Raw genomic sequence first — 24,546 nt, 5'->3', positions numbered from 1 at the left:
CGACCTGGTCGACGGCGATGGCGACGGACGCGCTGCGGGGGGACAGGCTGTCGATGAGGAGACTCCAATGCGCAAGACGGGATGGAGCCGGCGAGCCGGCGCGATGATGGTGCTGCTGCTAGCGTTGCTGCTGTTGCCCGGGCTGGCCTGTGCCAAAGGTCCGGCCGGTACCGTGCTGGTGCTTGGCGACAGCCTAAGTGCCGCCCACAATATCCCCGCCGATGCCGGTTGGGTCAGCCTGCTGGACAAGCGGGTCAGGCAGCAGTCGAAAACCCCACCGCGCATCGTCAATGCCAGCATGAGCGGGGAAACCACCGCCGGCGCGCTGACCCGCCTGCCGGGCCTGCTGGCGAAGGAGAAGCCGAGTGTGGTGGTGATCGCGCTGGGCGGCAACGACGCGCTGCGCGGGCTGACCCCGCTGCAGGTGCAGGCCAACCTGGAAAAGATGGTGCAGGCCAGCCAGAAGGCCGGGGCCAAGGTGCTGCTGCTGGGCATCGACGTGCCGCCCAACTATGGCCTGGCCTACCGCCAGCGCCTGGCCGCGGTCTATCGCGCGCTGTCCACGCAGTACAAGGTGCCGCTGCTGCCGTTCCTGCTGGAAGGCGTGGCGCTGCAACCGGGCATGATGCAGGCCGACGGTCTGCACCCCACCGCGCAGGCGCAGCCGAAGGTGCTGGACAATGTCTGGCCGCTGCTCAGGCCGCTGCTCTGAACCGTTTGATTTCCTCTTGACGGAACTTCACATCACGTCCACCGTCGATACGGCATGTTTCACAAAGCTGAAGTTAGAGGGAATCACATGCGTCAGACGAAGGAGACCTCCGGCTTGGTGCTGGTGGTCGAAGACAACCGCAACATCTCCGAGATGATCGGGGAATACCTGGAAGGTCGCGGCTTCGAAGTCGACTATGCACAGGACGGCCTGGATGGCTACCGCCTTGCGGCGGAAAACAGCTATGACGTCGTGGTGCTCGACTTGATGTTGCCGCGCCTGGATGGCATCGAAGTGTGCCGTCGCCTGCGCAATGATGCGCGCAAGTCCACCCCCGTGCTGATGCTCACCGCACGCGACACGCTGGACGACAAGCTCACCGGCCTGGGTTTCGGTGCCGATGACTACCTGACCAAGCCGTTCGCGATCCAGGAACTGGAAGCGCGCCTGCGCGCGCTGATCCGCCGCGAACGTCGCCAGGTCGGTTCGGAAGTGCTCAAGGTCGCCGACCTGGTGCTCGATCCGGTCAGCATGCGTGCAACCCGTGCCGGTACCGAGCTGCAGCTGTCGCCGATCGGCCTGCGCCTGCTGACCATCCTGATGCGCGAATCGCCGCGTGTGGTCACCCGCCAGGAAATCGAACGCGAGATCTGGGGCAACGGCCTGCCCGATTCGGACACCCTGCGCAGCCATCTGTACAACCTGCGCAAGATCATCGACAAGCCGTTCGACCGTCCGCTGCTGCACACCGTGCAGAGTGCCGGTTACCGCATTGCCGACATTGCCCAGCCGATGGCCTGAGCGGAGCCCGCGCCGGTGCAGATGCAGGCACGGCCGGGCAACGGCCCCGCAGGATCAGGTCGATGAGCCGCCGGCAGCGCCGGCGGTCATCTGCCGTGTACGACTACGGCGCGGTGCGCTGCCTATAATCGCAGCGCTCTGACCGGGACTCCGCAATGCCGCACGGCCTGCCGCGCAAGATCCGTATCGCTTTCATCCTGCAGGCAGTGCTGGCCAGCCTGGGCATCCTGCTGGGTGCCTGGCTGGTATCGCTGGTGATCAAGCACAGCCTGGTCGGCGCGGCCCTGCGCGAGGAGGCGGCGTACTACTGGACGCTGCACGACGCCTCGCCGGTGCAGCCACCACCGAACACCCAGAACATCCGCGGCTACCTGCTGGAAAACGGGCAGTCGGCGCTGAGCCTGCCGGCCAACCTGCGCAACCTGGAACCGGGCTTCCACGAGCTGCCCAAGGACGATCAGCTGGTGCTGGTGGATGTACGCCCGGCCGGCCGCCTGTACCTGGTGTTCCTGCGCTCGCGCGCGGAAATGCTGGCGTTCTGGTTCGGCATCGTGCCGGTATTGCTGACCCTGCTGGCCGTGTATGGCGCCAGCTGGGTGACCTACCGTGCATCCAAACGGCTGGTATCGCCGGTGAACTGGCTGGCACGACGGGTATCGCGCTGGGACCCGGGTCACCCGGAGGCGGCCGATCTGGAGCCGAACAAGCTGCCGGCGGACATGCAGGGTGAGACCCGCCAGCTGGCCGCTGCGCTGCATTCGCTGGCCAACCGGGTCAGCGCGCACGTCGCGCGCGAACGCAACTTCACCCGCGATGCCAGCCACGAGCTGCGCACGCCACTGACCGTCATCCGCGTGGCCAGCGACATGGCGCTGGGCGATGAGACCCTGCAGCCGCGCCTGCGCCGCAGCCTGCAGCGCATCCAGCGTGCCGGCCGTGACATGGAGGCGGTGATCGATGCGTTCCTGATCCTGGCCCGCGAGGCCGACGTCGAGCCGCAGATCGAACTGTTCGACGTCAACGACATCGTCCGCTACGAAGTGGACAACGCCAACGAACTGCTGGGCAGCCGTCCGGTGTCGGTGCACCTGCACAGTGATGGCCCGGTGCAGCTGCATGCGCCGCCGCGGGTGCTGCAGGTGGTGGTCAGCAATCTGGTGCGCAATGCCTGCAGCTACACCGACGACGGGCGCATCGACGTGTCCGTGCACAACGATCGGGTGGTGGTGCGCGATACCGGCATCGGCATGTCGGCCGAGGCACTGGCGCGGGCATTCGAGCCGTTCTACCGCGCCGAGCCGAGCCGCCCGCAGGGCACCGGCCTGGGCCTGTCGATCGTGCGCCGGCTGTGCGACCGCTTCGGCTGGAAGGTCAGCCTGAGCAGCGAACCGGGGCAGGGCACCGAGGCCACGGTGATCTTCCGCTAGAGGACTTTTGCCGGGCTGCGCCCGGCACCCGCCGAGGCAACGTCAACTTCAGAAGCAGGCACTGCAGGACACGCCGTAAACCCCGCTCCGCGGTCCGGCCCAGCCGCTAGCGGCTGGGCGTTCGGGCGCTTGCGAAGCAGTGCTTCGCAAGCAAAGCGCCCTCACCCATGGGGGCTCGATGGCGCCATCCATGGCGCCAACGGTCCTGCAAACCCACACCGCCCCGCCTTCGACAGTTTCCCGCGATCCACAGTAGATCCACGCCATGCGTGGATGGGGTTGCTCAGTTGCAGTTGACCTTCGGCGCCAGCGCCTGGGTCCAGATCGCATAGCCGGCCGGGGTCATGTGCAGCATGTCCTCGCGGAACAGCTTCGCATCCGGCTGGCCGTCGGTACCGAGCATCGGCGTATAGATGTCGGTGTAGCCGGTATTGGGCAGTCTGGCCAACGCGGCCTTGATCAGCGTGTTGGCCTGGTTGATCGCCGGCAGCAGGTGCGCACGCGACGGGCTCGGCTTGATCGACAGGTACTCCACCGTGGTCTTCGGCAGGTCGCGATGCACGCGCTGCACGAAGGCGACCACGTCGTCGCGCACCTGGGTCGCGCTGCGGCCGCTGTTGAGATCGTTGTCACCGGCGTAGAAGAACACCTTGCACGGTGCATACGGCACTACGATGCGGTCGGCATACCAGGTGCTGTCACGCACTTCCGAACCGCCGAAGCCGCGATTGAACACCGGCTGGCCGGGGAAGTCGGTGGCCAGGCTCTCCCAGTAGCGGATGGAGGAGCTGCCGATGAACTCGATGCCACCGCGCGGTGGCGGGCTGGTGCGGTCAGCGCGGGCGAAACGGGCCATGTCGTCGGCCCAGGCCACGTTGGAGACCTGTTCGGGCACACGCGGTGCCGAGGGGGGGCTCAGGGCCTGCGCCAACGGTGCGGCGCTCAGCAGGCCCAGCATCAGCAGGCAGGTAGGGCGGCGGGACATCTGGTGCTCCAGCAGGCGGGGACCCCCATCTTAGAAGGGCGCGGCGATGCGGTGCTTGCCTCAGGCAGGCCATTCGCCGGGGCGATCCAGGGTATGGCGGCTGGCCTTGTGGCAAAATGGCGTCCATCTGCCTATTCCTGTGCACTCATGATTCCCTGCCGTGCGTCTGAGCGGTCGCTGCGCCGCGCCCCTGTTGCTGGATGCTTCGCCCGTGGCTGACCACTTCGGCCACCTGCCCCGGGGCCCGCGTCGCATCTTCCAGGCCGCCCGCTGGTCCTGGCAGGGCCTGCGCGCCGCCTGGCTGCACGAGTCCTCGTTCCGGCTGGAGGTCTACCTGCTGGTGCTGTTGACCCCGCTGGCGATCTGGCTGGGCCAGACCCCGGTGGAGCGCGCGCTGCTGATCGGCTCGATGCTGCTGGTGCTGGCGATGGAGCTGGCCAACTCGGCCATCGAGGCGGTGATCGAACGCTATGGCAGCGAGATCCACGAGCTGGCCGGCCGCGCCAAGGACATGGGCTCGGCGGCGGTGTTCGTGCTGATGATGAACGTGCTGCTGTGCTGGGCCCTGGTCGTGGTGCCGCACGCGCTGGCCGGAACCTACGGCTGAAACCCCATTCCCCCACTGCCTTGAAGAGATTCCATGTCCTTTGAGTTCCTCGCCGACCCCAACGCCTGGGTGACCCTGTTCACCCTCAGCGCGCTGGAAATCGTGCTCGGCATCGACAACCTGGTGTTCATTTCCATCGCGGTCAGCAAGCTGCCCGAAGAGCGCCGTCCGTTCGCACGCAAGCTCGGCATCGCCGTGGCGTGCATCACCCGCATCGCGCTGCTGGTGTCGCTGGCCTACCTGGCACACATGTCGGCCAACCTGTTCACCGTGGCCGGCATGGGCATCTCCATCCGCGACCTGGTGCTGATCGTCGGTGGCCTGTTCCTGATCATCAAGGGCTACATGGAGATCAAGGAGCTGATCACCGGTGGCGAAGACGAGAACCCGGCCACCAGCAAGGCGTCGGGCGTATTCGGCATGGTCATCCTGCAGATCGCGATCATCGACATCGTGTTCTCGCTGGATTCGGTGATCACCGCCGTCGGCATCGCCGACCACATTCCGGTGATGGTCGCCGCCATCCTGCTGTCGGTGATGGTGATGCTGCTGGCGGCCAACCCGCTGGGCCGCTTCATCGACGCCAACCCGACCGTGAAGATGCTGGCGCTGGCCTTCATCCTGCTGATCGGCGCGGTGCTGATCCTGGACGGTCTGGACGTGCACGTGCCCAAGCCCTACATCTACGCCGCGATGGGCTTCTCGGTGCTGGTGGAGTGGCTGAACCTGCTGATGCGCCGCCGCGCACGCGACCACCACGTGCCGGGTGCCGGCGACTGGTAAGCAGGTCACAGGCAAGCGTGTCACCCAGAACCCCCGGCCAACGCCGGGGGTTCTGCGTTCTGGGCGCCGCTGCGCTCGCCGGGCCATGCCCAGCGAGGCAGGCGTGCCCGTCTGTGAACTGGAATCAACAGTGTTTTCCCGGGGCGAGGCTTAATCGCCCGCGGCAAAGCGCGCAGGCTACGCACCTGCCCGTTTCCGCCCCACACGATCCCATGAACTCCAGAGCCGCCCTATTGGCCCTTGCCGTCGGCGCGTTCGCCATCGGCACCACCGAATTCGCCCCGATGGGCCTGCTGCCGGTCATCGCCGACGGCGTCGGCGTCGGCATTCCCACCGCCGGCATGCTGATCACCGCCTATGCCGTGGGCGTGATGCTCGGTGCCCCGGTGATGACCCTGCTGATGGGGCGCTTCGGCAAGCGCACCGCGCTGATGCTGCTGATGTCGATCTTCGTGGTCGGCAACCTGCTGTCCGCGCTGGCGCCGAACTACGGCCTGCTGCTGTTGTCGCGGCTGGTCACCAGCCTCAACCACGGTGCCTTCTTCGGCATCGGCGCGGTGGTCGCTGCCAGCCTGGTACCGAAGGAAAAGCAGGCCGCTGCCGTGGCCACCATGTTCATGGGCCTGACCATCGCCAACATCGGTGGCGTGCCGCTGGCCACCTGGGTGGGCCAGCAGCTGGGCTGGCGCCTGTCCTTTGCCGGCACGGCGGTGCTGGGCCTGGTCGCGATCACCGCGCTGGGGCTGGCCCTTCCGGCCTCGGCGCCTGGCCCGCGCCCGGACGTGCGCCGCGAGATGAAAGCCATCGCGCAGCCGCAGGTGCTGCTGGCGATGGTCACCACGGTACTGGGTGCGGGCGCGATGTTCACCCTCTACACCTACGTGGCGCCGGTGCTGACTGAACTGACCGCTGCCTCCAACGCGTTCATCGCGGTATCGCTGGCGCTGATCGGCATCGGTTTCACCCTCGGCAACGGCATCGGTGGTCGCATGGCCGACTGGTCGCTGGATGGCGCCACCCGCATCCTGCTGGCGGTCCTGGCCGTGCTGATGTTCGTGCTGCCGCTGGCCTTCATGAGCCACGCTACCGCCGCGTTGGGCGTGCTGTTGTTTGGTGCGGCGACCTTCGCCATCGTGCCGCCGCTGCAGATCCGGGTGATGCAGGCGGCCAGCGAAGCGCCGGGCCTGGCCTCGTCGATCAACGTGGGTGCGTTCAATCTGGGCAATGCGCTGGGGGCTGCGCTGGGTGGGGCGGTGATCAGCCTGGGCCTGGGCTACGCGGCCATTCCGGTGGCCGGTGGCCTGCTGGCTGCTGCCGCGCTGGTGCTGGCATGGCTGGGGCGTCCCTGCACGGCGGTGGCCGAAGCCTGCTGAGAGGGGAGGGTTTCCGGCAGGGCTTGCAGCCCTGCACCCGCCGAATCAACGTCAACGTCAACGGCAAAAGCCTGCATTCCGTGGGTTGGCGGGGTGGGTCCGGTGGCGGGGGACGCCGTAAACCCGTCCATGGGGGCTTGGCCGCGGCATCCATGCCGCGGACACCCCCGCAACCGGACCCACCCCGCCTTCGACAGTTTCCTGCGATCTGCTGCAATGACCGGGGTCGGATGCCGTTGTTGCGCAACGGGCTCTGACCCTGGTTCTGCTTTGGTAGGTGCCGACCGTTGGTCGGCACGAATGCATGGAGCATGGGATTTTGCTTTTGCTCTTGCTCTTTTTTGATCTTTCCCGCGGTGCCAGGAAACCGTCCATGGTCGGGAGGGTGGGTTGGCTGGGGGCGTGAGCCGCATGGATGCGGCGATCGAGCTTACATGGACGTACTTGCAGCGCCCCCCAGCCAACTTGCCCTCCCGGCCAACCACAGAGAACCCGTCAACCACCGCGGAGGGGGCGGCGCCCGATGGCCGACCTTCACCCCAACCGTGGCATGCTCGGCGCCAAGCCCACCCGGAACCTCCGCCATGCGCCTGTTCACCCGTGTCCTGCCCCTGATGCTGCTGGCCTCCCTGTTGTCCGGCTGCGGCTACAACGCCATCCAGCAGAAGGATGAGGCGGTCAAGGCCAGCTGGTCCGAAGTGCTCAACCAGTACAAGCGCCGCGCCGATCTGGTGCCCAACCTGGTGCAGACCGTGAAGGGCTTCGCCAGCCAGGAAGAGCGCGTGCTGACCGAAGTCACCAACGCCCGTTCGCGGGTTGGCCAGATCAACGTCAACGCCGATGACGAGGCCTCGCTCAAGCAGTTCCAGCAGGCCCAGGGTGAACTCGGCAGCGCGCTGTCGCGGCTGCTGGTGGTCACCGAGAACTACCCGGTGCTGAAGTCCGACCAGAACTTCCGCGACCTGCAGGCGCAGCTGGAAGGCACCGAAAACCGCATCACCGTCGCCCGTGGCCGCTACATCCAGCAGGTGCAGGACTACAACACCTACATCCGCTCTTTCCCGCAGGTGATCACCGCCAAGATCTTCGGCTACAAGACCAAGCCGAACTTCACCGTGGAAAACGAAGCGCAGATCTCCAACGCGCCGGCGGTCGATTTCGGCAACGCGCCGCAGCAGCAGCCGGCCCCGCAGCCGGGCCACTGACCCATGCGCCTGGCCGCTGCGCTGCTGGCCCTCCTGCTGCTGTGGCTGCCGCTGGCGTCGCAGGCGCAGCAGCTGGCGCCGATTCCGGCGCTGGATTCACCGGTGGTCGATACCACCGGCACGCTGGATGCCACGCAGAAGCAGGCGCTGGTACAGCAGGCGCTGGACCTCCAGCAGCGCAAGGGCAGCCAGCTGCAGGTGCTGGTGATACCCACGACTCAACCGGAAGACATCGCGCAGTACACCACGCGTGTCTTCGACCAATGGCAGATCGGCCGGAAGGGTGTGGATGACGGCGTGCTGCTGGTGGTGGCCAAGGACGACCGGCGCGTGCGCATCGAACCGGGCTACGGCCTGGAAGGGGCGATCCCCGACGCCATCGCCAACCGTGTCATCCAGGAATATCTGGTGCCGCGTTTCCGCGCCGGTGACTACGCCGGTGGCATCACCGATGCCACTGCAGTGCTGGTGAAGATCGTCGACGGTGAAGCACTGCCTGCGCCGGTCAGCAGCCAGCGTGGCCGCGAGCCCGAGGGTGGCGGCGATACCTGGTTCCTGGCGCTGTTCATCGGCGTGTTCGCCGGCAGCATCCTGCGCGGCGTGTTCTCGCGCGTACCGCGACCGCTGCGTGGCCTGCTGGGTGGTGCCGGTGCAGCACTGGCGGCGTTCCTGTTCACCTCCACCCTGCTGGCCAGTGGCCTGGCGGGCATCGTGGGCCTGATCGTGGCGATGCTGTCCGGCCACCCGGGCCGCTTTGCCGGTGGCGGCGGCTGGGGCGGTGGCAGCTGGGGCGGCGGCGGCTTCGGTGGCGGTGGTGGATTCGGCGGCGGCGGTGGCTGGGGCGGCGGTGGTGGCCGTTCCGGCGGCGGCGGTGCTTCGGGAGGCTGGTGATGATCCAACGTCTGTGTCGCCATGTGTTCTCGCCCTCGGTACGGCGGGCGTTCCCGCCGGCCACGCTGCAGGCGATCACCGAGGCCATCGCCGCCGGTGAGCAGCGCCATGGCGGGCAGGTGATGTTCGCGGTGGAGGCCGACCTGCCGCTGGACGCGCTGTGGCAGCGGGTCACCCCGCGCCAGGCCGCCGAGCAGGCCTTCGCCCGCCTGCGCACCTGGGATACCGCCCATAACAATGGCGTGCTGATCTACCTGCTGCTGGCCGACCACGCCATCGAGATCGTGGCCGACCGTGGCCTGCACGGACGGGTCAGCCCGGCGCAATGGCAGCGGGTCTGCACCCATCTGCGCGAGGGCCTGCGCGGTGCCAATCCGGTGGCGGCGCTGCAGGGGGCCATCGATGAGGTGTCGAGCCTGATTGAAGGGCACTTTCCGGCCGCGGCGCGGTCCGAGGATGATGCGTTGCCGGACACCCCGCAGATCCTGGGCTGAACCCCGTTCTGCGATGTGCGGGCCGACCCGTGCCGATGCCGGCCCGGGGCCGGGCCGGGACGCTAAAATGTCCGTACTCCTGCCAGGCGTCTTCCATGATCTATTTCCACGACATCGACCCCATCGCCCTCTCGCTGGGGCCGATCAAGGTGCATTGGTACGGCATCATGTACCTGCTCGGCTTCACCGCCGCCTGGCTGCTCGGCCGCAGGCGCATCGCGGCAGGGCGCCTGCCGGGCGTCGATGCCAACGGCTTCTCCGACCTGCTGTTCTACGCCATGCTGGGCGTGGTGCTGGGCGGGCGCATCGGCTACATGCTGTTCTACGCGCTGGGCGATTTCCTGCACAACCCGCTGCTGCTGTTCAAGGTGTGGGATGGCGGCATGAGCTTCCATGGCGGCCTGCTCGGCGTGCTCGGTGCCTGCTGGTGGTGGTCGCGCAAGCACGCGCTGCACTTCTTCGACACCATGGATTTCATGGCGCCGCTGGTGCCGCTGGGCCTGGGTTTTGGCCGCATCGGCAACTTCATCGGCGCCGAGCTGTGGGGCAAGTACACCGACGGCAGCTGGGGCGTGGTGTTCCCGTCCGGCCTGCCGGCGCCGCTGAACCAGCTGGACCACGCGACCCTGCAGGCGCAGTTCGCCACCGGCGCGCTGAACCAGTTCGCGCGCCATCCGTCGCAACTGTATGAAGCCTTCCTGGAAGGCCTGGTGATGTTCGTGGTGCTGTGGGCGGTGTCGGCAAAGCCGCGCCATCGCTACCTCGTCGGTGGCCTGTTCGCGCTGATGTACGGCCTGTTCCGCTTCGCGGTGGAGTTCGTGCGCATGCCCGACAACGGTGTCTACGTCGCGTTCGACTGGCTGACCCGTGGCCAGATCCTCAGCCTGCCGCTGATCGCCTTCGGCCTGGTGCTGCTGGTGATGTCGCGCCGTGCGCCGGTGCTGCAGCCGCAGCCGCAGCCGCCGGTGGCCGCCGAGGGCAAGGCATGAAGGCCTACCTGGACCTGCTCTCGCATGTGCTCGAACACGGCGCGGAGAAGAGTGATCGCACCGGCACCGGCACCCGCAGCGTGTTCGGCTGGCAGATGCGCTTCAACCTCAACGAAGGCTTCCCGCTGGTCACCACCAAGAAGCTGCACCTGCGCTCGATCATCCACGAGCTGCTGTGGTTCCTGAAGGGCGACACCAATATCGGTTACCTGAAGGACAACCAGGTGCGGATCTGGGACGAGTGGGCCGACGCCAACGGCGATCTCGGCCCGGTGTACGGCAAGCAGTGGCGCAGCTGGGCCACTGCTGATGGCGGCGCGATCGACCAGATGCAGTGGCTGGTGGACGAGATCAAGCGCAACCCCGATTCGCGGCGGCTGGTGGTCAGCGCCTGGAACGTGGGCGAGCTCCCGCAGATGGCGCTGATGCCGTGCCACAACCTGTTCCAGTTCTATGTGGTGGACGGCAAGCTCAGCTGCCAGCTGTACCAGCGCAGCGGCGACATCTTCCTCGGCGTGCCGTTCAACATCGCCAGCTACGCGCTGCTGACCCACATGGTGGCGCAGGCCACCGGCCTGGGCGTGGGGGATTTCGTGCATACGCTGGGCGATGCGCATCTGTACTCCAACCATTTCGAGCAGGCCCGCGAGCAGTTGTCGCGTGAACCGCGTGCGCTGCCCAAGCTGTGGTTGAACCCCGAAGTGACCGATCTGTTCGGCTTCCAGTTCGACGACATCCGCATCGACGGCTACGACCCGCATCCGGCCATCAAGGCGCCGGTGGCGGTATGAGCGCGATGAAGCTGTCGATGATCGTGGCGCTGGACCGCAACCATGGCATCGGCCAGGGCAACACCATGCCCTGGCACCTGCCGGATGATTTCAAGCACTTCAAGGCGCTCACCCTGGGCAAGCCGATCCTGATGGGGCGCAAGACCGCCGAATCGATCGGCCGCGTGCTGCCGGGGCGGACCAACCTGGTGCTCACCCGCAGCGGCCAGGTGCCGTTCGAAGGCATGCGCGCGGTGGCGTCGCTGGAGGAGGCCCAGGCGATTGCCGTAGGCGAGGGCGCCAGTGAGCTGTGCATCATCGGTGGCGGCGAGATATTCCACCAGTTGCTCGACCAGGCCAGCGACCTGTACCTGACCTGGGTCGATGCGGAGGTGCCGGCTGACACGCATTTCCCTGAAGTGGATGCGCAGGACTGGCAGGAAGTGAGCAGCGAGCCGCACCCGGCCGATGAGCGCCACGCCTACGCGTTCCGCTTCGTACACTACGTGCGCCGCTGATCGCGGTTTCCTGTAGAGCCGAGCCATGCTCGGCTGCTGTTGGTGGACACATGTCGTAGCCGAGCATGGCTCGGCTCTACAAAGCCGGGCGTTGTAACGTTCACGGCATCCGGTAATGGCCGATGATCGCGTGCTGGAACAGCAGGTTCTCTTCGCGCGTGCCGCGCGCGATGTTGTGCAGCACCAGCGGCGTGCCATCGGCCAGGCGGCGGTCGGAGACGATGCCCACATGCAGCAGGCCATTGCCGTTGAGCTTCCAGGCGACGATGTCGCCCGCCGCGTAGTCGGCGGCAGCGGCGGTGATTGGCTGCTGCCATCCCTGCCGCTCAAACCAGCGCATCAGGTTCGGCACGCGCCGATGGTCGATGTTGCGGTCCGGCCGTGACAGGCCCCAGATCGCTGGATAGGCGCTGAAGTCGTCGCGCATGTCCTCATGCACGCGGGCCTGCAGGTCCAGGCCTTGGCTGCGCAGTGCTCGCACCACCACGTCGGTGCAGACCCCACGATCGGCCGGCACGTCGCCGCCGGGGTAGGCCAGCACCCGGTAGGCCGGGTCGTAGCGGGTGGTGACGCCGATCTGCGCACGCGCGGCGGCCACCAGCGGCTGCGATGCAGCCTGCCGCGCCGGGCGGCGGTCTTCGCTCTGCGCTGTGCCGGGGGAGGGAGGCGGCGCAGGCTGGCAGCCGCTGGCGATGGCCAGCGTCAGCAGCAGCACCGTCCCTGGTGCCCGGCCCGCGCGCATCATGCCTGCGGCGGGGCGCCGTTGTTGCCGGGGCCAGTGGAGCCACCCCCGCCTCGACGGCGGCGGCGACGCGGTCCACGGTTGCCCGGGTTGGCCGCGGGCGTGTTGCCGCCGCCGTGTTCCTTGCCCTGCGGCGCCGCAGACGGCCGCTCGTGCGCAGGGCGCGCCGGCGGGCGGGCGTTGGGCACCGGTGCCGGCACATCGCGGCCCGGCACCTGCACCACGCGCAGTTCGTCGGTGTCCAGCTGCAGTGCGGTCAGCTTGCCGCCCCACACCGCGCCGGTATCGATGGCGTGCACGCCCTGGGTAATGGTCAGGCCCAGGGCCGACCAGTGGCCGCAGACGACCTTGAGGTCGCGCTCGACCCGGCCCGGAACTTCGAACCAGGGATACAACCCCTGTTCCTGGGTGCCCGGCGTGCCCTTGTCCTCGATGCCGATACGCCCGCGCGGCGTGCAGTAACGCATGCGGGTGAGCACGTTGATGATCGCCCGCGAGCGGTCATAGCCGGACAGGTTCGGCGCCCAGCTCGGCTTGTCGCCGTACATGTTGCGGAACAGCTTGCGGTAGCCGGCGCCGTGCAGCTGCACTTCCACTTCGGCGGCATGCTTCTCGGCCATCTGCGTGGTCCACTTCGGCGCCAGGCCGGCATGCACCATCATCCAGCCCAGCTCACGGTCCACGTGCACCAGCTTCTGCAGGCGCAGCCAATCCAGCAGTTCGTCGCGGTCTTCGGCCTGCACGATGCGCAGCAGGTCCGGATTGACCTTGCGCTGTTCCTCTTCGGTGCGTGCACCGACGGCCAGCAGCGAAAGATCATGATTGCCCAGCACCACCACGCTGTGCTCGCGCAGTGAGTGCACCAGCCGCAACGTTTCCAGCGACTGGCCGCCACGGTTGACCAGATCGCCGCAGAACCACAGGGTGTCCTGCGCCGGGTCGAAGCGGATCTTCTCCAGCAATCGCTGGGTGACGTCATAGCAGCCCTGCAGGTCGCCGATCGCCCACACACTCATCGTTCGGCCTCCGTGTCAGTGCAGGGTACGCGGCACGGCCAGCACGAACGGTGCGACCGGCGCGGCGAATTCGGTGCCATCGTCAGCGACCATGTCGTAATGCCCCTGCATGGTGCCGTGATCGGTCCCCAGCATGACACCGGACGTGTAACGGAAGTCTTCACCGGGGCGCAGTCGCGGCTGCTCGCCGATCACGCCATCACCATCGACATGCTCGACGCGACCGTTGGCGTCGGTGATGCGCCAGTGGCGTGCGACCAGGCGCGCGGCGACCTGTCCCTGGTTGTGGATGCGGATCGTATAGGCGAACGCATAGCGGCCGTCTTCCGGCGCGGATTGATCGTCGAGGAAGCGCGGCGCGACTTCGACGGAGATGGCGTAAACGTCAGCGTCTTCCATACCGGCAGTGTAATCAGGAGGCATTGGCCAAAGCGATGAATTCGGCCACGTCCAGCTGTTCGGCGCGGGCATCGGGACGCACGCCGGCGGCAACGAACTGCTCGGCGGAGACCACGTTGTTGAGCGCGTTGCGCAGGGTCTTGCGGCGCTGCCCGAACGCGGCCTTGACCACCTCGGCGAAGCGCTTGTGGTCGTGGATGTTGATCGTGGCCGGGTCGCGCGGTACCAGCCGTACCACGGCCGAGTCGACCTTCGGCGGCGGCCGGAACGCGCCCGGCGGCACCACGAACAATGAGGTCACCTGGCAGTACGCCTGCAGCATCACGCTGAGGCGGCCATAGACCTTGCTGCCCGGGCCGGCGGCCATGCGGTCGACCACTTCCTTCTGCAGCATGAAGTGCATGTCGCGGATCACCGCGGCGTGCTCCAGCGCATGGAACAGGATCGGCGAGGAGATGTTGTAGGGCAGGTTGCCGACCAGGCGGATCGGCTGGCCGGCGGCCAGCTCGGTGAAATCCACGCGCAGCACGTCGCGGTGGACGATGGTCAGCTCGCCCAGCGGCTCGGCGGCGGCGGTCAGCGGCGCGATCAGGTCGCGGTCGAACTCGATCACCGTCAGTTTCGGATGCACGCGCAGCAGCGGCAGCGTGATCGCGCCCTGGCCGGGGCCGATTTCAACCAGGCGATCGCCTTCTTTCGGATTGACCGCCATCACGATCTTGTCGATGTAGTGGCGATCGGCCAGGAAATGCTGGCCAAGCTGCTTCTTGGCCGGGGCGGTAAACACCGGGCCGGAGGGGGAATGCGGGGAATTCATGCGCTCAGTGTACGTTGCCGCGCCAGCTGCGCACACAGCGCCGTCGCCGCCTGCAGGCTGGAGGGGTCGGCAATGCCGCGCCCGGCCAGGTCCAGGGCGGTGCCATGGTCCACCGCCACACGCGGGTAGGGCAGGCCCAGGGTCAGGTTCACCGCCTGCTCGAAGCCGGAATACTTCAGCACCGGCAGGCCCTGGTCGTGGTACATCGCCAGCACGGTGTCGAAACCGGCCAGCTTGGCTGGCAGGAACGCGGTGTCGGCCGGCAGCGGGCCGATCAGCTCCATGCCTTCGGCGCGCAGGCGCTGCAGCAACGGGATGATCAGGTCCAGCTCCTCACGGCCCAGGTGGCCGTCTTCTCCGGCATGCGGGTTCAGGCCAAGCACGGCGATACGCGGTGCCGGCAGGCCGAACTCGCGGCGCAGCGCGGCATGCACGGTGCGCAGGGTATGTTCCAGGCCGTGCACGGTGATGGCATCGGCCACATCGCGCAGCGGCAGGTGGGTGGTGGCCAGGGCCACGCGCACGATGCTGTTGGCCAGCATCATCACCACCTTGACCCCGGCCTGGTCGGCCAGCAGTTCGGTGGTGCCGCTGTAGGCAATGCCGCCGTCGTTGATGACCGCCTTGTGCACCGGCCCGGTGACCACGCCGTGCAGCTCCCCGGACAGGCAGGCCTGGCCGGCGCCGAGCAGGGCGCCGATGACCGCGCCGGCGTTGGCCGGGTCGGCCTGGCCGAAACGGCTGGGCACGGCATTGGCCACCACGCGCAGGCGCAGATCGCCGGGGACGCGGGCTTCGGCGTCTTCGGGCAGCAGTTGCAGGGGCAGGTTCAGCGCGGCAGCGGCCGCGCGCAGGGTGTCCGGGTCGGCGAACGCCAGCAGCCGGCAATCTTCACGCGGCTGCTGGACAAGGCGGACACACAGTTCCGGGCCGATCCCGGCGGGCTCGCCCGGTACCAGCGCGAGCTCGGGGCGCATCGGTCAGGACTGCGGCGGCGTGGCGGTGTTTTCCGCGCGGTCGCCGCTGCGGAAGCTGACGTACGCTTCGCCACGCAGTTCCTGCAGGAAGCGGTTGTACTCGTCTTCCAGCTTGCGGCGGCCGATGGTCTCGCGGACCTGGGCGCGCTGGTTGTCGGTAGTCACGTCGGTCTGGCGGGTGGCCACGCGCTGCACGATGTGCCAACCGGCGTCGGTGCGGAACGGCTGGCTGACGCCACCGTCCTGCAGGCCACCCACCTGCTGGCCGAAGGCCGGACCGAACGCGTCGGCCGGGAACCAGCCCAGGTCACCGCCCTGGCCCTTGCTGTTGTTGTCCTCGGAGGACTCCTTGGCCACGGTCTGGAAGTCGGCACCGCCGGCGATGCGTGCACGCAGGGTGTCGATCTTGGCCTTGGCAGCGGCGTCGGTCTGGTTATCGTCCACGCGCACCAGGATATGGCGACCGTGATACTCGGTGACGGTGTGCTCGCCGGCGGCGGCGCTGGCATCACGCACTTCCACCAGCTTCAGCAGCTGGAAGCCGCTGGGGCCACGGATCGGACCGACCACGTCGCCGGCCTTCATCTTCTCCATCAGCTGGGCGAAGGCCTGCGGAATTTCATCCAGGCTGCGCCAGCCCAGGTCGCCGCCTTCCAGCGCGTTGGGGCTGTCCGAATAGCGCACGGCGGCGGCGTTGAAGTCCAGCTCGCCCTTGTCGAGCAGGGCCTTCACGCCGTCGGCCTTCTTCTGGCCGGTGGCGATCTGGTCGGCATTGGCGCCGTCGGGCAGGGCCACCAGGATGTGCGCCAGGTGGTACTGGTTGCCGACGGTGGCCTGCTGCTTCAGCGCGGCATCGACTTCGCCCTCGCTGACGCTGATGCGGCTCTGCGCGAAGCTCTGGCGCAGGCGCTGTACGGTGATCTCGTCGCGGACCGAGGCACGGAAATCATTGAAATCCACGCCGTCATGGGCCAGGCGCTGGCGCAGGGCGTCCAGATTGGAACCATTCTGCTGGGCGATGGCATTCATCGCCTGGTTCAGCTCCTGGTCGCTGATGCGGATGCCGCTGCCCTGGGCGCGCGCCACCTGCAGCTTGACCAGCACCAGGCGCTCAAGCACCTGGCGGCTGAGCACGTCTTCCGGCGGCAGCTGGTTTTCACGGCCGACGTACTGGGCCTTGATGTTGGCGATCGCGCGCTGGAGTTCGCTCTGCAGGATCACGTCCTCATCGACGACGGCGGCGATGCGGTCAAGCGGCTGCGCCTGCTGGGCAAGCACCTGCAGGGGGGCGGACACGCTGGACACCGCCAGCAGTGAGGCGAGAAGAACGGGGAAGCGCTTGGTCATGGGATCAGGTTCGGATCGTAGTCGTCCCGGGTCGCCCCGGTGTTGCTCGGCGGCACCAGATAGAGGTCGTCGCGGTTGTAGCCGAGGATAGCACGGCGCAGGGTACGGTCCGTGTCCTGGCCGAGAGAGCTCAGGCCCTTGAGCACGAACTCCAGCTGGATGGCGTTGTTCATCTCGCCCTCGCGGTTGCGCACGTAGCGGCGGGCGACCGCGCGCACGGCCAGGCAGCAGCTGTCCCACTGCACGCCGGCGATGATTTCCAGCGGTTCCTTGTCCTGCAGGGAGTAGTAGTAGCGGCCGACCAGGCTCCAGCGCGCATTCAGCGGGTACAGGAACGACAGGTCGGCCTGTTCCAGCAGGGTCCGGTCATGCTTGTTGGCGTTGGCCGGGGCACCGGAGTTGATGCGGTAGCGGTAGCTCAGGTTGACCACGCCATCGTTGGGCATCAGGTAGCGGGCACGGACGCTGGCCAGATCCTCGCGCTTGTACTTGGGGTCCCACTGGTAGGTGGCGCCCAGCGTCCAGCGGTCGTTGATCATGTAGTTGCCGTCGGCGATCCAGGCCGACTTGCCCTTTTCCACCGGCGCACCGCCGGGGGTGACGGTCACCCGCGACTCGTCGAAGTACTGGATCTGGCCGATCGCGGCCGAGAACCGCTCCTTGCCGGTGGTCTGGTCGATGAAGCGGGTGCCCAGGGCCAGGGTCAGCTGGTTGGCATCGTTCTGGCGGTCGGCACCGGTGTAGCGCGAGTCGCGGAACAGCTGACCCCAGCTGAAGGTGAAGTCGCGGGTGTCGAAGATCGGCAGGTCGTCCTGGTTGCGGTACGGCGTGCGCAGGTAGAACAGGCGCGGCTCCAGGGTCTGCAGGAACGACTTGCCGCCAATGCTCGTCTCGCGGTCGAAGAACAGGCCGGCGTCGATGCTGCCGATCGGCAGGCTGCGGCTGGGCGAGGTGTTGCCGCGCAGCTGTTCCGGGGTGGCGGTGGCCACGTCCACGCCCTCCGAGGTCAGCACGGTGCTGCGTATCCTGTCGGCCAGGCCACGGTCCAGCTGGTAGGCCGTGTAGCGGTACGCCAGCGTCGGGGTGATGTACCAGGCCGCGCCGCTGATGGGGAAGGACACGTAAGGCTTGACGTCAAGGCGCGAGCCGCCATAGGCGCGCACGGTCTGGCCGGTACGGGTGTACTGCAGGTCGGGGCCCGCATCGGTACCGTACTTGAGGTTCACGTCGTCGTGGGTGAATCTCACCGCTTCGGCGTACAGTCCGGTTTCCAGCCACGGCCTGATCGGCTTGTCCCAGTTGAAATACACCCGCGGCTGGCGGTTGTAGGGCAGGGCATTCTCGTCAAGCGTGTAGTCGGTCAGCTGCCAGCGGTCGGCCATGATGCCGGCCGTCCAGTTCGTGCCCGTGCCGTACAGGCCCACGGTGCTCTGCAGGTTGGAGGCGGTCACACCGACCAGGCGGTTGGCGAAGTCCTCGACATAGCGCTCGTCGCTGACCCAGGCCAGGCTGGCGCGCGCCTGCCAGTGCTCGTCCACGTTGTGGTAGCCGCTGAACATCACCCGGCCGCGGTCACGGTCGCGCAGCTTGTCGTTGGGCATGAAGGCGGTCAGCAGTTCGCCGCGGCCACCGTTGTAGAGGTAGCGGAACTCGTTGTCGAGCATCAGGCCGCGCCGGCTCATGTAGCGCGGGGTCAGGGTGTCGTCGTAGTTCGGCGCCAGATTGAAGTAGATCGGCTGCGCGTAGTCGAAACCGTTGCGCCCGGACATACCCAGCTGCGGGAACAGCAGGCCGGTCTTGCGGCGGTCATCGATCGGGAACTTGAAGTACGGCGCCCACAGCACCGGCACCTTGCCGATGCGCAGCACGGCGTTGCGGGCGGTGCCGAAGCCTTCGTCGTTGTCCACTTCGATCTGCGGCGCCGACAGCTTCCACACCGGCTGCGACGGGTCGCAGGTGGTGTAGGTGGAGCGGTGCATCTGCCCGACCGCACCCTGCAGGTCCACCGACTCGGCATCGCCGTTGCCGCGGCGCGAGACCAGCTGGTACTTGATGTCGGTGATCTTGTGGGTGTCGCTTTCCTGGTTGCCCTCGGCGCGCTTGGCGACCATGCGGATCGAGGAGTCCTGGTAGCGGACATTGCCGTCGGCGATGTAGTTGCCGGACTCGGTGTCGAAGCTGAGCTTGTCGGTACCGACGAACTGGTCGCCCCGGCGCAGCGCCACGTTGCCCTCGTACTGCGGCACGGTGGTGGTGCCGAGCAGCTGGTCGCCTTCGATGTCGGTGGGCTGCTGCTCGCGCGCGGCGCTGGCGGCGGCCTTGTCCTGCCCCGGGACCGGGGTGGGCGCATCAGAAAACGCGGGAATGACGTCGGTGGCCGGGCACAGGCCCCAGTTGAGCGGCTTTTCATCGGCCATTGCCGGCAGGCAGATGGCGATGCTCAGAGGCAGGGGAAGCAGGCGGAGGGCTCGGCGCACGCGGTTCGGATTCGGGCGAAAACGGACGGTAGCTTGCCCCATCCCTTGCATAGGGGCAATGAAGGAGGCCGGGTCGCACCGGTTCGGGTTCATCCGGCGGGGGCGCCCCGGGCCGGTGACATCAGGGCCCGGACATGGGCGACGCTGCACTCGGCAAGGGCCTGCAGGTCGTATCCGCCTTCCAGCATCGACACCACCCGGCCGGCCGCGTGGCGCCGTGCCAGCGCGTGAAGTTCAGCGCTGATCCAGGCGAAATCGTCGGTTTCCAGCATCAGGTCGGCCTGTGGATCGCGCAGATGGGCATCGAAGCCGGCCGAGATCAGCAGCAGCTGCGGTCGGAAGTCGTCGATGGCCGGCAGCATCTCGTCGGCCCAGACATTGCGGAAGCGGAAACCGCCACTGCCCGGAGGCAGCAGGATGTTCATCAGATTGCCGGCACCGCGGTCGCGGCGCAGGCCGGAATTGGGGAACAGGCCGGCCTGGTGGGTGCTGTAGTACGAGACCCGGGCGTCGTGCTGGAAGATGTCCTGGGTACCGTTGCCGTGGTGCACGTCGAAGTCGACCACCGCGATCCGCTCCAGGCCATGGCGATCGCGCGCATAGGCGGCCGCGATGGCGATGTTGTTGAGCAGGCAGAAGCCCATGGCGGTGCTGCTGGTGGCGTGATGGCCCGGCGGCCGCACCGCGCAGAAGGCCAGCGGATCCTCGCCCAGCATCACCGCATCGACGGCGGCCACACCGGCGCCGGCCGCATGCACGGCGGCACTGGCCGAACCCGGCGATGTCCAGGTGTCCATGTCCAGCTGGCGCAGCGGCGCGGTCTGCGGCTGCAGCACGAAGTCGAGCAGGGCACTGTCGTGGACGCGGCTGAGTTCACCGAACTTGGCCGGCGGTGCTTGGCGCCAGTCCAGCTGGCCCGGGAAGGCGGCCTGCAGTGCATCGAGCACGGACTGCAGGCGTTGCGGGCATTCCGGGTGGCCCGGGCCGGGGTCGTGCAGCAGGCAGGCGGGATGGGTGAAGACCAGCATCGTGCCGACTCAGCGCGTACGCGGCTGGGGCTGCCACAGCACCTCGCCGTGGCCGTCGGCACGGGCCAGTACCCGGGCCAGCACGAACAGCAGGTCCGACAGCCGGTTGAGGTACTGCAGGGCCTCGCTGCGCACGCTTTCGTGGCGGGCCAGGGCAACGGTCTCGCGCTCGGCGCGGCGCACGATGGTGCGCGCCAGATGGCAGCGTGCGGCGGCCTCGCCGCCGGCCGGCAGGATGAACTCCTTCAGCATCGGCAGGCCGGCGTTGTAGTGGTCCAGCTGCTGCTCCAGCGCCGAGACGTCGGCAGCGTGGATCGCGGCATGGCCGGGGATGCACAGCTCCGCACCCAGGTCGAACAGCTGGTGCTGCAGATGCACCAGCAGCGCCCGCACATCGTCGGGCAGCGTCGTGGCCAGCAGCAGCCCCAGCGCGGCGTTGGCCTCGTCAACGGTGCCATAGGAGGCGACACGGGCGTCATCCTTGGCCACGCGGCGGCCGTCGCCGAGGCCGGTGCTGCCGTCGTCGCCGGTGCGGGTATAGATGCGCGAGAGGCGGTGGCCCATGGCGCGGCTCAGTGATGGATGTCGCGGCGGGCCTGCTGGAGCTTCAGCACCTGCTCCACGGCCAGCTGCAGCGCCGCGGCCAGCGCCACATAGATCGCGGTGGTGCGCAGGTAAGGGCCGAACCACTGTGCATAGTTCTGTGCCCAGCCGGCCAGCGTCGGTTCGGCCACGTTGCGCGTGGTCCAGTAGAAGCCGCCCTGCGCCAGCAGATGGCAGAGCGCCACCGAGGCCACCAGCAGCAGCGCACCCTTGGCCAGCACCGGCCAGCGTGCACCCTGGTAGTTGCGGCCGAGCAGCAGGCCACCGGCCCACAGCGAGAAGTACCCCGGCAGCAGCAGCCAGTAACCGGGCGATACGCAGTAGTGCTGCCAGAAATCCAGGCCGCTGCTGCGGATCACGATCCAGTCCACCAGCACTGCAAACACCATCAGCAGCGGGAACGCCCAGCGCGTCCAGCGCGCCAGGTAGAAGCCACCGATGAAGAACACCGCCCAGGATGCGTCGGGGATGGCCGCGAAGTGGTTGACCCGGGTCGCCGCCAGCAACAAAACGAGCACGGACAGGACGAAAGCGCGGTTGGCGGTGTCGGACATGGGGGCGGGCCCGGAGCGGATTCAGCTTTCATTCTAGCCCGCCACGCCGGTCGGCGCAGGTGGGTGCGGTGGGGCTGCCGGGGGGGCGAGCGCGTATCATCCACGCCATGAGTGAACGACATGACGTGTTGATCGTCGGCGGCGGCCTGGTCGGCGCCAGCCTGGCCATTGCCCTGGACCGCCTGGGGCGCGATGTAGGCCTGCTCGAGGCCAGCCCGGCCGGCGAGCTGCCGGTGGTGTTCGACCAGCGCAACCTCAGCTTCGCCGCAGCCACCGTCAACGCGCTGACCGCGCTGGGGGTGATGCAGAAGCTGGCCATGGCACCGGGCCCGATCCGTCGCATCCATGTCAGCCGTGCCGGCGACTTTGGACGGGTGCAGCTTGATGCGGCCGACTATGACCGGCCGTGGTTCGGCCAGGTGGTGGTGGCACGCGATTTCGGCCAGGCACTGGAAGCACGCTTGCAGGAACTGCCGCGCCTGCGCCGTTACCGGCCGATGCGCTTCCTGGGCCTGGGCGAGGTGGTCGACGGCTACCGTCAGGTGCGGGTGGCCGACGAGGCCGGCGAACGCGTGCTGCTGGCGCGGCTGGTGGTGGGGGCCGACGGTACTACCAGCGGTGTGCGTGGTGCACTGGGCATCGAGGTCGACCGGCATGATTTCCAGCAGACCCTGTTTGTGGCGCGAGTGCGCAGCCAGCGCGCACCGGATGGCACCGCCTGGGAACGCTTCACCGACACCGGCCCGACCGCCCTGCTGCCACGCGGCGACCGCCATTTCGGTACTGTGCATGGCGTGGCCCGTGATCAGGCCGAGACCGTGATGGCGCTGGACGATGCGGCGTGGCTGCAGCGCCTGCAGGCGGCGATCGGCTGGCGTGCCGGCCGCCTGCTCGACTCCGGCCCGCGCAGTGCCTATCCGCTCATCCAGGTGCTGGCACGCGCGCTGGTCGGGGAACGCGGGGTGCTGCTCGGCAATGCCGCACAGACCATTCATCCGCTGGGCGCGCAGGGCTTCAACCTGGGCCTGCGCGACGCGCTGACCCTGGCCGAACTGCTCGAGGAGGGCGGCGACGATGCCGGCAGTGAGGCGCTGCTGCAGGCCTATGCCGCCCGTCGCGAGGAAGACCGCCGGCAGACGGTGGCCTTCTCCGGAGGTTTGGCGCGGTTGACCAGCAACCCGGCGCCGTTGATGCGGCCGTTGCGCAGTCTTGGCCTGGTGGCCGCACAGCGCGCGTCGGTGCAGTCGATGCTGGTCGGTGGTGCGATGGGCTTCCGCGGCGAGGTGCCGCGCCTGTGTCGGGGAGAAGCCGCATGAGCCGCCGCGGGCGCCTGGATGTGGCCGTCGTGGGCGGCGGCGTGGTCGGTGCGGCCTGTGCCTTGGCGCTGGCCAACGCCGGGCTCTCCGTAGCGCTGGTCGAAGGGCGCGAGCCGGCAGCGTGGCAGGCCACGCAGCCGGACCTGCGGGTATTCGCCTTCGCCGCTGACAACGTGCAGTTGCTGGAGCGCCTGGGCGTATGGCCGGGCATCGCCCAGGCCCGTGCCTGGCCGTACCGGCGCATGCAGGTGTGGGATGCCGCCGGTGGCGAGGATCTGCTGTTCGACGCCGATCGCTTCGGCCGTCGCCAGCTGGGTTACATCGTCGAGAACGGCCTGCTGCAGGATCGCCTGTGGGCGGCACTGCCAGCGGCCGGCGTGCAGTTGCACTGCCCGGCGCGGGTGGAAGCGCTGGAACAGGATGAGGACGGCGTGCGCCTGCGCCTGGACGATGGCCGCCGCCTGGACGCGGGACTGGCCGTGGCGGCCGACGGCGCCGAATCGACCCTGCGCCAGCTGGCCGGGATCGAGGTTGAAAATCACGATTACCACCAGCGTGGCGTGGTGGCCTACGTCGACAGCGAGCTTCCCAACCAGGCCACGGCCTGGCAGCGCTTCCTGCCGAGCGGGCCGCTGGCGTTGCTGCCGGTGGCCGAGCGCCGCAGCTCGATCGTCTGGACCCTGCCCGAAGATGAAGCCGCACGCGTGCTGGCGCTGGACGACGCCGCGTTCAATCGCGAACTGACCCGTGCCTTCGCCGCGCGCCTGGGCGAACTGCGGCTGGTCTCGCCGCGTGCGGCGTTCCCACTGCGTCGGCAGCTGGCCCGGCACTATGTGGCCGGCCGCGTGCTGGCACTCGGCGATGCGGCGCATGTGGTGCATCCGCTGGCCGGGCAGGGCGTGAACCTGGGCCTGCGTGATGTGGCCGCCCTGCAGATGTGGCTGGCGCCGTCGGCCGAACGCCGCGGCCAGCCGCGCCTGTCGCCGCAGCGCCTGCAGCGCTGGGCGCGCGAACGGCGCAGCGACAACCAGATTGCCGCCTACAGCTTCGACGCGATCAACCGATTGTTTTCCAATGATGAGATGCACCTGACCCTGGCCCGTGGTCGCGCATTGGGCTGCGTGGGCAAGTGGCCACCGCTGGTGCAGGCATTCTGGAAGCGCGCCGCCGGCGTGTAACCGGATCGCTGGCGTGCTACCAAGCGCAGCGTAGTGCTCTGGTAGGTGCCAACCTTGGTTGGCACGCCCCCGACATTGTGCCAACCAAGGTTGGCACCTACCCAGAGCGGGCTCCGCATTGGTTCAATCGACCAGCCAACCGGCCAGGTCGGCGCGGTCGAGCTTGCCGCGGTGCTGGCGGTCCAGCGCGTTGAATTCGTCGGCCAGCGCCGGGTTGGCCTGCGCTTCCTGGCGGCTGATGAAGCCATCGCCATCCACGTCCAGGTCGTTGAAGCGGATGCGGTACTGGCCGAGCACGCTGCTCGGTTCCAGCGAGCGCACGGTCACCTGCGCCTCGCCGACCGGCTGTGCGATCTGCGCGCTGCCGGTGACCCGGCCAGCATCCAGCGGCTGCTGGCGGATCGCGCCACCGGTCGGGCCGAGTGGTTGGCTCTGGGCCGGCGTGTGCGGCAGCTGCTGGGCCATCGCCGGGGTGGCTGCCAGCAAGGTGATCAGCAGAGTGAGCGAGTGGTATCGCATGGTTCCGTTCCCCGGTAG

The 24,546-nt window shown here is 68.1% G+C and carries 26 protein-coding genes; 14 read left to right on the top strand and 12 right to left on the bottom strand.

Annotated features, from left to right (window positions below; genetic code table 11):
- The first annotated feature begins 67 nt into the window (after positions 1-67).
- From AC5YGJ_RS19205 to AC5YGJ_RS19195, 3 genes are all read left to right on the top strand, one after another.
- On the top strand, positions 68-712 hold the full coding sequence (locus AC5YGJ_RS19205; RefSeq protein WP_279920400.1) for an arylesterase: 645 nt from the start codon (positions 68-70) through the stop codon (positions 710-712).
- An 87-nt stretch (positions 713-799) separates the two neighbouring features.
- A complete protein-coding gene (locus AC5YGJ_RS19200; protein ID WP_002811889.1) occupies positions 800-1,513 on the top strand; it encodes a response regulator transcription factor in 714 nt (237 codons plus the stop codon).
- Between the two features lie 155 nt (positions 1,514-1,668).
- Positions 1,669-2,940: a sensor histidine kinase gene (locus tag AC5YGJ_RS19195; protein ID WP_249841887.1), complete on the top strand. Its 1,272-nt coding sequence runs from the start codon at positions 1,669-1,671 to the stop codon at positions 2,938-2,940.
- Positions 2,941-3,223: 283 nt separating this feature from the next.
- Here the strand turns inward: AC5YGJ_RS19195 and AC5YGJ_RS19190 are convergent, their stop codons facing one another.
- Positions 3,224-3,925, bottom strand: coding sequence for an SGNH/GDSL hydrolase family protein (locus AC5YGJ_RS19190; protein WP_249841886.1), 702 nt, complete (start codon positions 3,923-3,925; stop codon positions 3,224-3,226).
- A gap of 211 nt (positions 3,926-4,136) precedes the next feature.
- Between AC5YGJ_RS19190 and AC5YGJ_RS19185 the strand changes: the two genes are divergently transcribed.
- From AC5YGJ_RS19185 to AC5YGJ_RS19145, 9 genes are all read left to right on the top strand, one after another.
- Complete coding sequence (locus AC5YGJ_RS19185; RefSeq protein ID WP_496187436.1) at positions 4,137-4,532, top strand: diacylglycerol kinase; 396 nt, start codon at positions 4,137-4,139, stop codon at positions 4,530-4,532.
- Between the two features lie 33 nt (positions 4,533-4,565).
- Positions 4,566-5,315, top strand: a complete 750-nt coding sequence (locus AC5YGJ_RS19180; protein ID WP_106550124.1) for a TerC family protein — start codon at positions 4,566-4,568, stop codon at positions 5,313-5,315.
- Between the two features lie 212 nt (positions 5,316-5,527).
- A complete protein-coding gene (locus tag AC5YGJ_RS19175; RefSeq protein ID WP_496187435.1) occupies positions 5,528-6,688 on the top strand; it encodes an MFS transporter in 1,161 nt (386 codons plus the stop codon).
- A gap of 584 nt (positions 6,689-7,272) precedes the next feature.
- On the top strand, positions 7,273-7,893 hold the full coding sequence (locus AC5YGJ_RS19170) for a LemA family protein (protein ID WP_069139522.1): 621 nt from the start codon (positions 7,273-7,275) through the stop codon (positions 7,891-7,893).
- A 3-nt stretch (positions 7,894-7,896) separates the two neighbouring features.
- Positions 7,897-8,784 carry a TPM domain-containing protein gene (locus AC5YGJ_RS19165; protein WP_496187434.1) on the top strand — a complete coding sequence of 296 codons (888 nt, stop codon included), beginning with the start codon at positions 7,897-7,899 and terminating at the stop codon, positions 8,782-8,784.
- A complete protein-coding gene (locus AC5YGJ_RS19160) occupies positions 8,784-9,278 on the top strand; it encodes a TPM domain-containing protein (protein ID WP_249841882.1) in 495 nt (164 codons plus the stop codon). The genes AC5YGJ_RS19165 and AC5YGJ_RS19160 overlap by 1 nt, the downstream gene beginning before the upstream one ends.
- A 95-nt stretch (positions 9,279-9,373) precedes the next feature.
- On the top strand, positions 9,374-10,267 hold the full coding sequence (lgt, locus tag AC5YGJ_RS19155; RefSeq protein ID WP_496187433.1) for a prolipoprotein diacylglyceryl transferase: 894 nt from the start codon (positions 9,374-9,376) through the stop codon (positions 10,265-10,267).
- Positions 10,264-11,058 carry a thymidylate synthase gene (locus AC5YGJ_RS19150; RefSeq protein ID WP_496187432.1) on the top strand — a complete coding sequence of 265 codons (795 nt, stop codon included), beginning with the start codon at positions 10,264-10,266 and terminating at the stop codon, positions 11,056-11,058. Before lgt ends, AC5YGJ_RS19150 begins: the two co-directional genes overlap by 4 nt.
- 5 nt (positions 11,059-11,063) lie before the next feature.
- Positions 11,064-11,555 carry a dihydrofolate reductase gene (locus AC5YGJ_RS19145; RefSeq protein ID WP_496187444.1) on the top strand — a complete coding sequence of 164 codons (492 nt, stop codon included), beginning with the start codon at positions 11,064-11,066 and terminating at the stop codon, positions 11,553-11,555.
- 100 nt (positions 11,556-11,655) lie between these two features.
- Here AC5YGJ_RS19145 and AC5YGJ_RS19140 read toward each other — a convergent pair whose 3' ends face one another.
- The 10 genes from AC5YGJ_RS19140 to AC5YGJ_RS19095 all read right to left on the bottom strand — a co-directional run bounded on the left by AC5YGJ_RS19140 (position 11,656) and on the right by AC5YGJ_RS19095 (position 21,515).
- Positions 11,656-12,300, bottom strand: coding sequence for a DUF1287 domain-containing protein (locus tag AC5YGJ_RS19140; RefSeq protein WP_496187431.1), 645 nt, complete (start codon positions 12,298-12,300; stop codon positions 11,656-11,658).
- The gene (locus AC5YGJ_RS19135) at positions 12,297-13,313 is read right to left on the bottom strand and encodes a symmetrical bis(5'-nucleosyl)-tetraphosphatase (protein ID WP_496187430.1); all 1,017 of its coding nucleotides are present in this window, start codon (positions 13,311-13,313) and stop codon (positions 12,297-12,299) included. Before AC5YGJ_RS19135 ends, AC5YGJ_RS19140 begins: the two co-directional genes overlap by 4 nt.
- Positions 13,314-13,328: 15 nt before the next feature.
- The gene (apaG, locus tag AC5YGJ_RS19130; RefSeq protein ID WP_249841877.1) at positions 13,329-13,712 is read right to left on the bottom strand and encodes a Co2+/Mg2+ efflux facilitator ApaG/CorD; all 384 of its coding nucleotides are present in this window, start codon (positions 13,710-13,712) and stop codon (positions 13,329-13,331) included.
- A 13-nt stretch (positions 13,713-13,725) separates the two neighbouring features.
- Complete coding sequence (rsmA, locus tag AC5YGJ_RS19125) at positions 13,726-14,529, bottom strand: 16S rRNA (adenine(1518)-N(6)/adenine(1519)-N(6))-dimethyltransferase RsmA (RefSeq protein WP_369352424.1); 804 nt, start codon at positions 14,527-14,529, stop codon at positions 13,726-13,728.
- Positions 14,526-15,506 (bottom strand): 4-hydroxythreonine-4-phosphate dehydrogenase PdxA, encoded by a 981-nt coding sequence (pdxA, locus tag AC5YGJ_RS19120; RefSeq protein ID WP_249841875.1) that lies wholly within the window; start codon positions 15,504-15,506, stop codon positions 14,526-14,528. Before pdxA ends, rsmA begins: the two co-directional genes overlap by 4 nt.
- 3 nt (positions 15,507-15,509) lie before the next feature.
- Positions 15,510-16,853 carry a peptidylprolyl isomerase gene (locus AC5YGJ_RS19115; protein WP_496187429.1) on the bottom strand — a complete coding sequence of 448 codons (1,344 nt, stop codon included), beginning with the start codon at positions 16,851-16,853 and terminating at the stop codon, positions 15,510-15,512.
- Positions 16,850-19,330 carry an LPS-assembly protein LptD gene (lptD, locus tag AC5YGJ_RS19110; RefSeq protein ID WP_249841873.1) on the bottom strand — a complete coding sequence of 827 codons (2,481 nt, stop codon included), beginning with the start codon at positions 19,328-19,330 and terminating at the stop codon, positions 16,850-16,852. The genes AC5YGJ_RS19115 and lptD overlap by 4 nt, the downstream gene beginning before the upstream one ends.
- Positions 19,331-19,419: 89 nt before the next feature.
- On the bottom strand, positions 19,420-20,358 hold the full coding sequence (locus tag AC5YGJ_RS19105; protein ID WP_496187428.1) for a histone deacetylase family protein: 939 nt from the start codon (positions 20,356-20,358) through the stop codon (positions 19,420-19,422).
- Between the two features lie 9 nt (positions 20,359-20,367).
- On the bottom strand, positions 20,368-20,922 hold the full coding sequence (locus AC5YGJ_RS19100; RefSeq protein ID WP_249841871.1) for a cob(I)yrinic acid a,c-diamide adenosyltransferase: 555 nt from the start codon (positions 20,920-20,922) through the stop codon (positions 20,368-20,370).
- 8 nt (positions 20,923-20,930) lie between these two features.
- Positions 20,931-21,515 (bottom strand): hypothetical protein, encoded by a 585-nt coding sequence (locus tag AC5YGJ_RS19095; protein WP_496187427.1) that lies wholly within the window; start codon positions 21,513-21,515, stop codon positions 20,931-20,933.
- A gap of 107 nt (positions 21,516-21,622) precedes the next feature.
- On the opposite strand from AC5YGJ_RS19095, the gene ubiH reads away from it, so the two are divergent.
- On the top strand, positions 21,623-22,831 hold the full coding sequence (gene ubiH / locus AC5YGJ_RS19090) for a 2-octaprenyl-6-methoxyphenyl hydroxylase (RefSeq protein ID WP_496187426.1): 1,209 nt from the start codon (positions 21,623-21,625) through the stop codon (positions 22,829-22,831).
- Complete coding sequence (locus AC5YGJ_RS19085; protein WP_496187425.1) at positions 22,828-24,009, top strand: UbiH/UbiF family hydroxylase; 1,182 nt, start codon at positions 22,828-22,830, stop codon at positions 24,007-24,009. The genes ubiH and AC5YGJ_RS19085 overlap by 4 nt, the downstream gene beginning before the upstream one ends.
- Before the next feature lie 123 nt (positions 24,010-24,132).
- Here AC5YGJ_RS19085 and AC5YGJ_RS19080 read toward each other — a convergent pair whose 3' ends face one another.
- Positions 24,133-24,528, bottom strand: coding sequence for an EF-hand domain-containing protein (locus tag AC5YGJ_RS19080; protein WP_496187424.1), 396 nt, complete (start codon positions 24,526-24,528; stop codon positions 24,133-24,135).
- Positions 24,529-24,546 lie beyond the last annotated feature (18 nt).

This window comes from Stenotrophomonas sp. CS3K5 (assembly GCF_059515225.1).
Note: the sequence above shows the minus strand (reverse complement) of the source record. Positions and strands in the feature narration are given on the sequence as shown.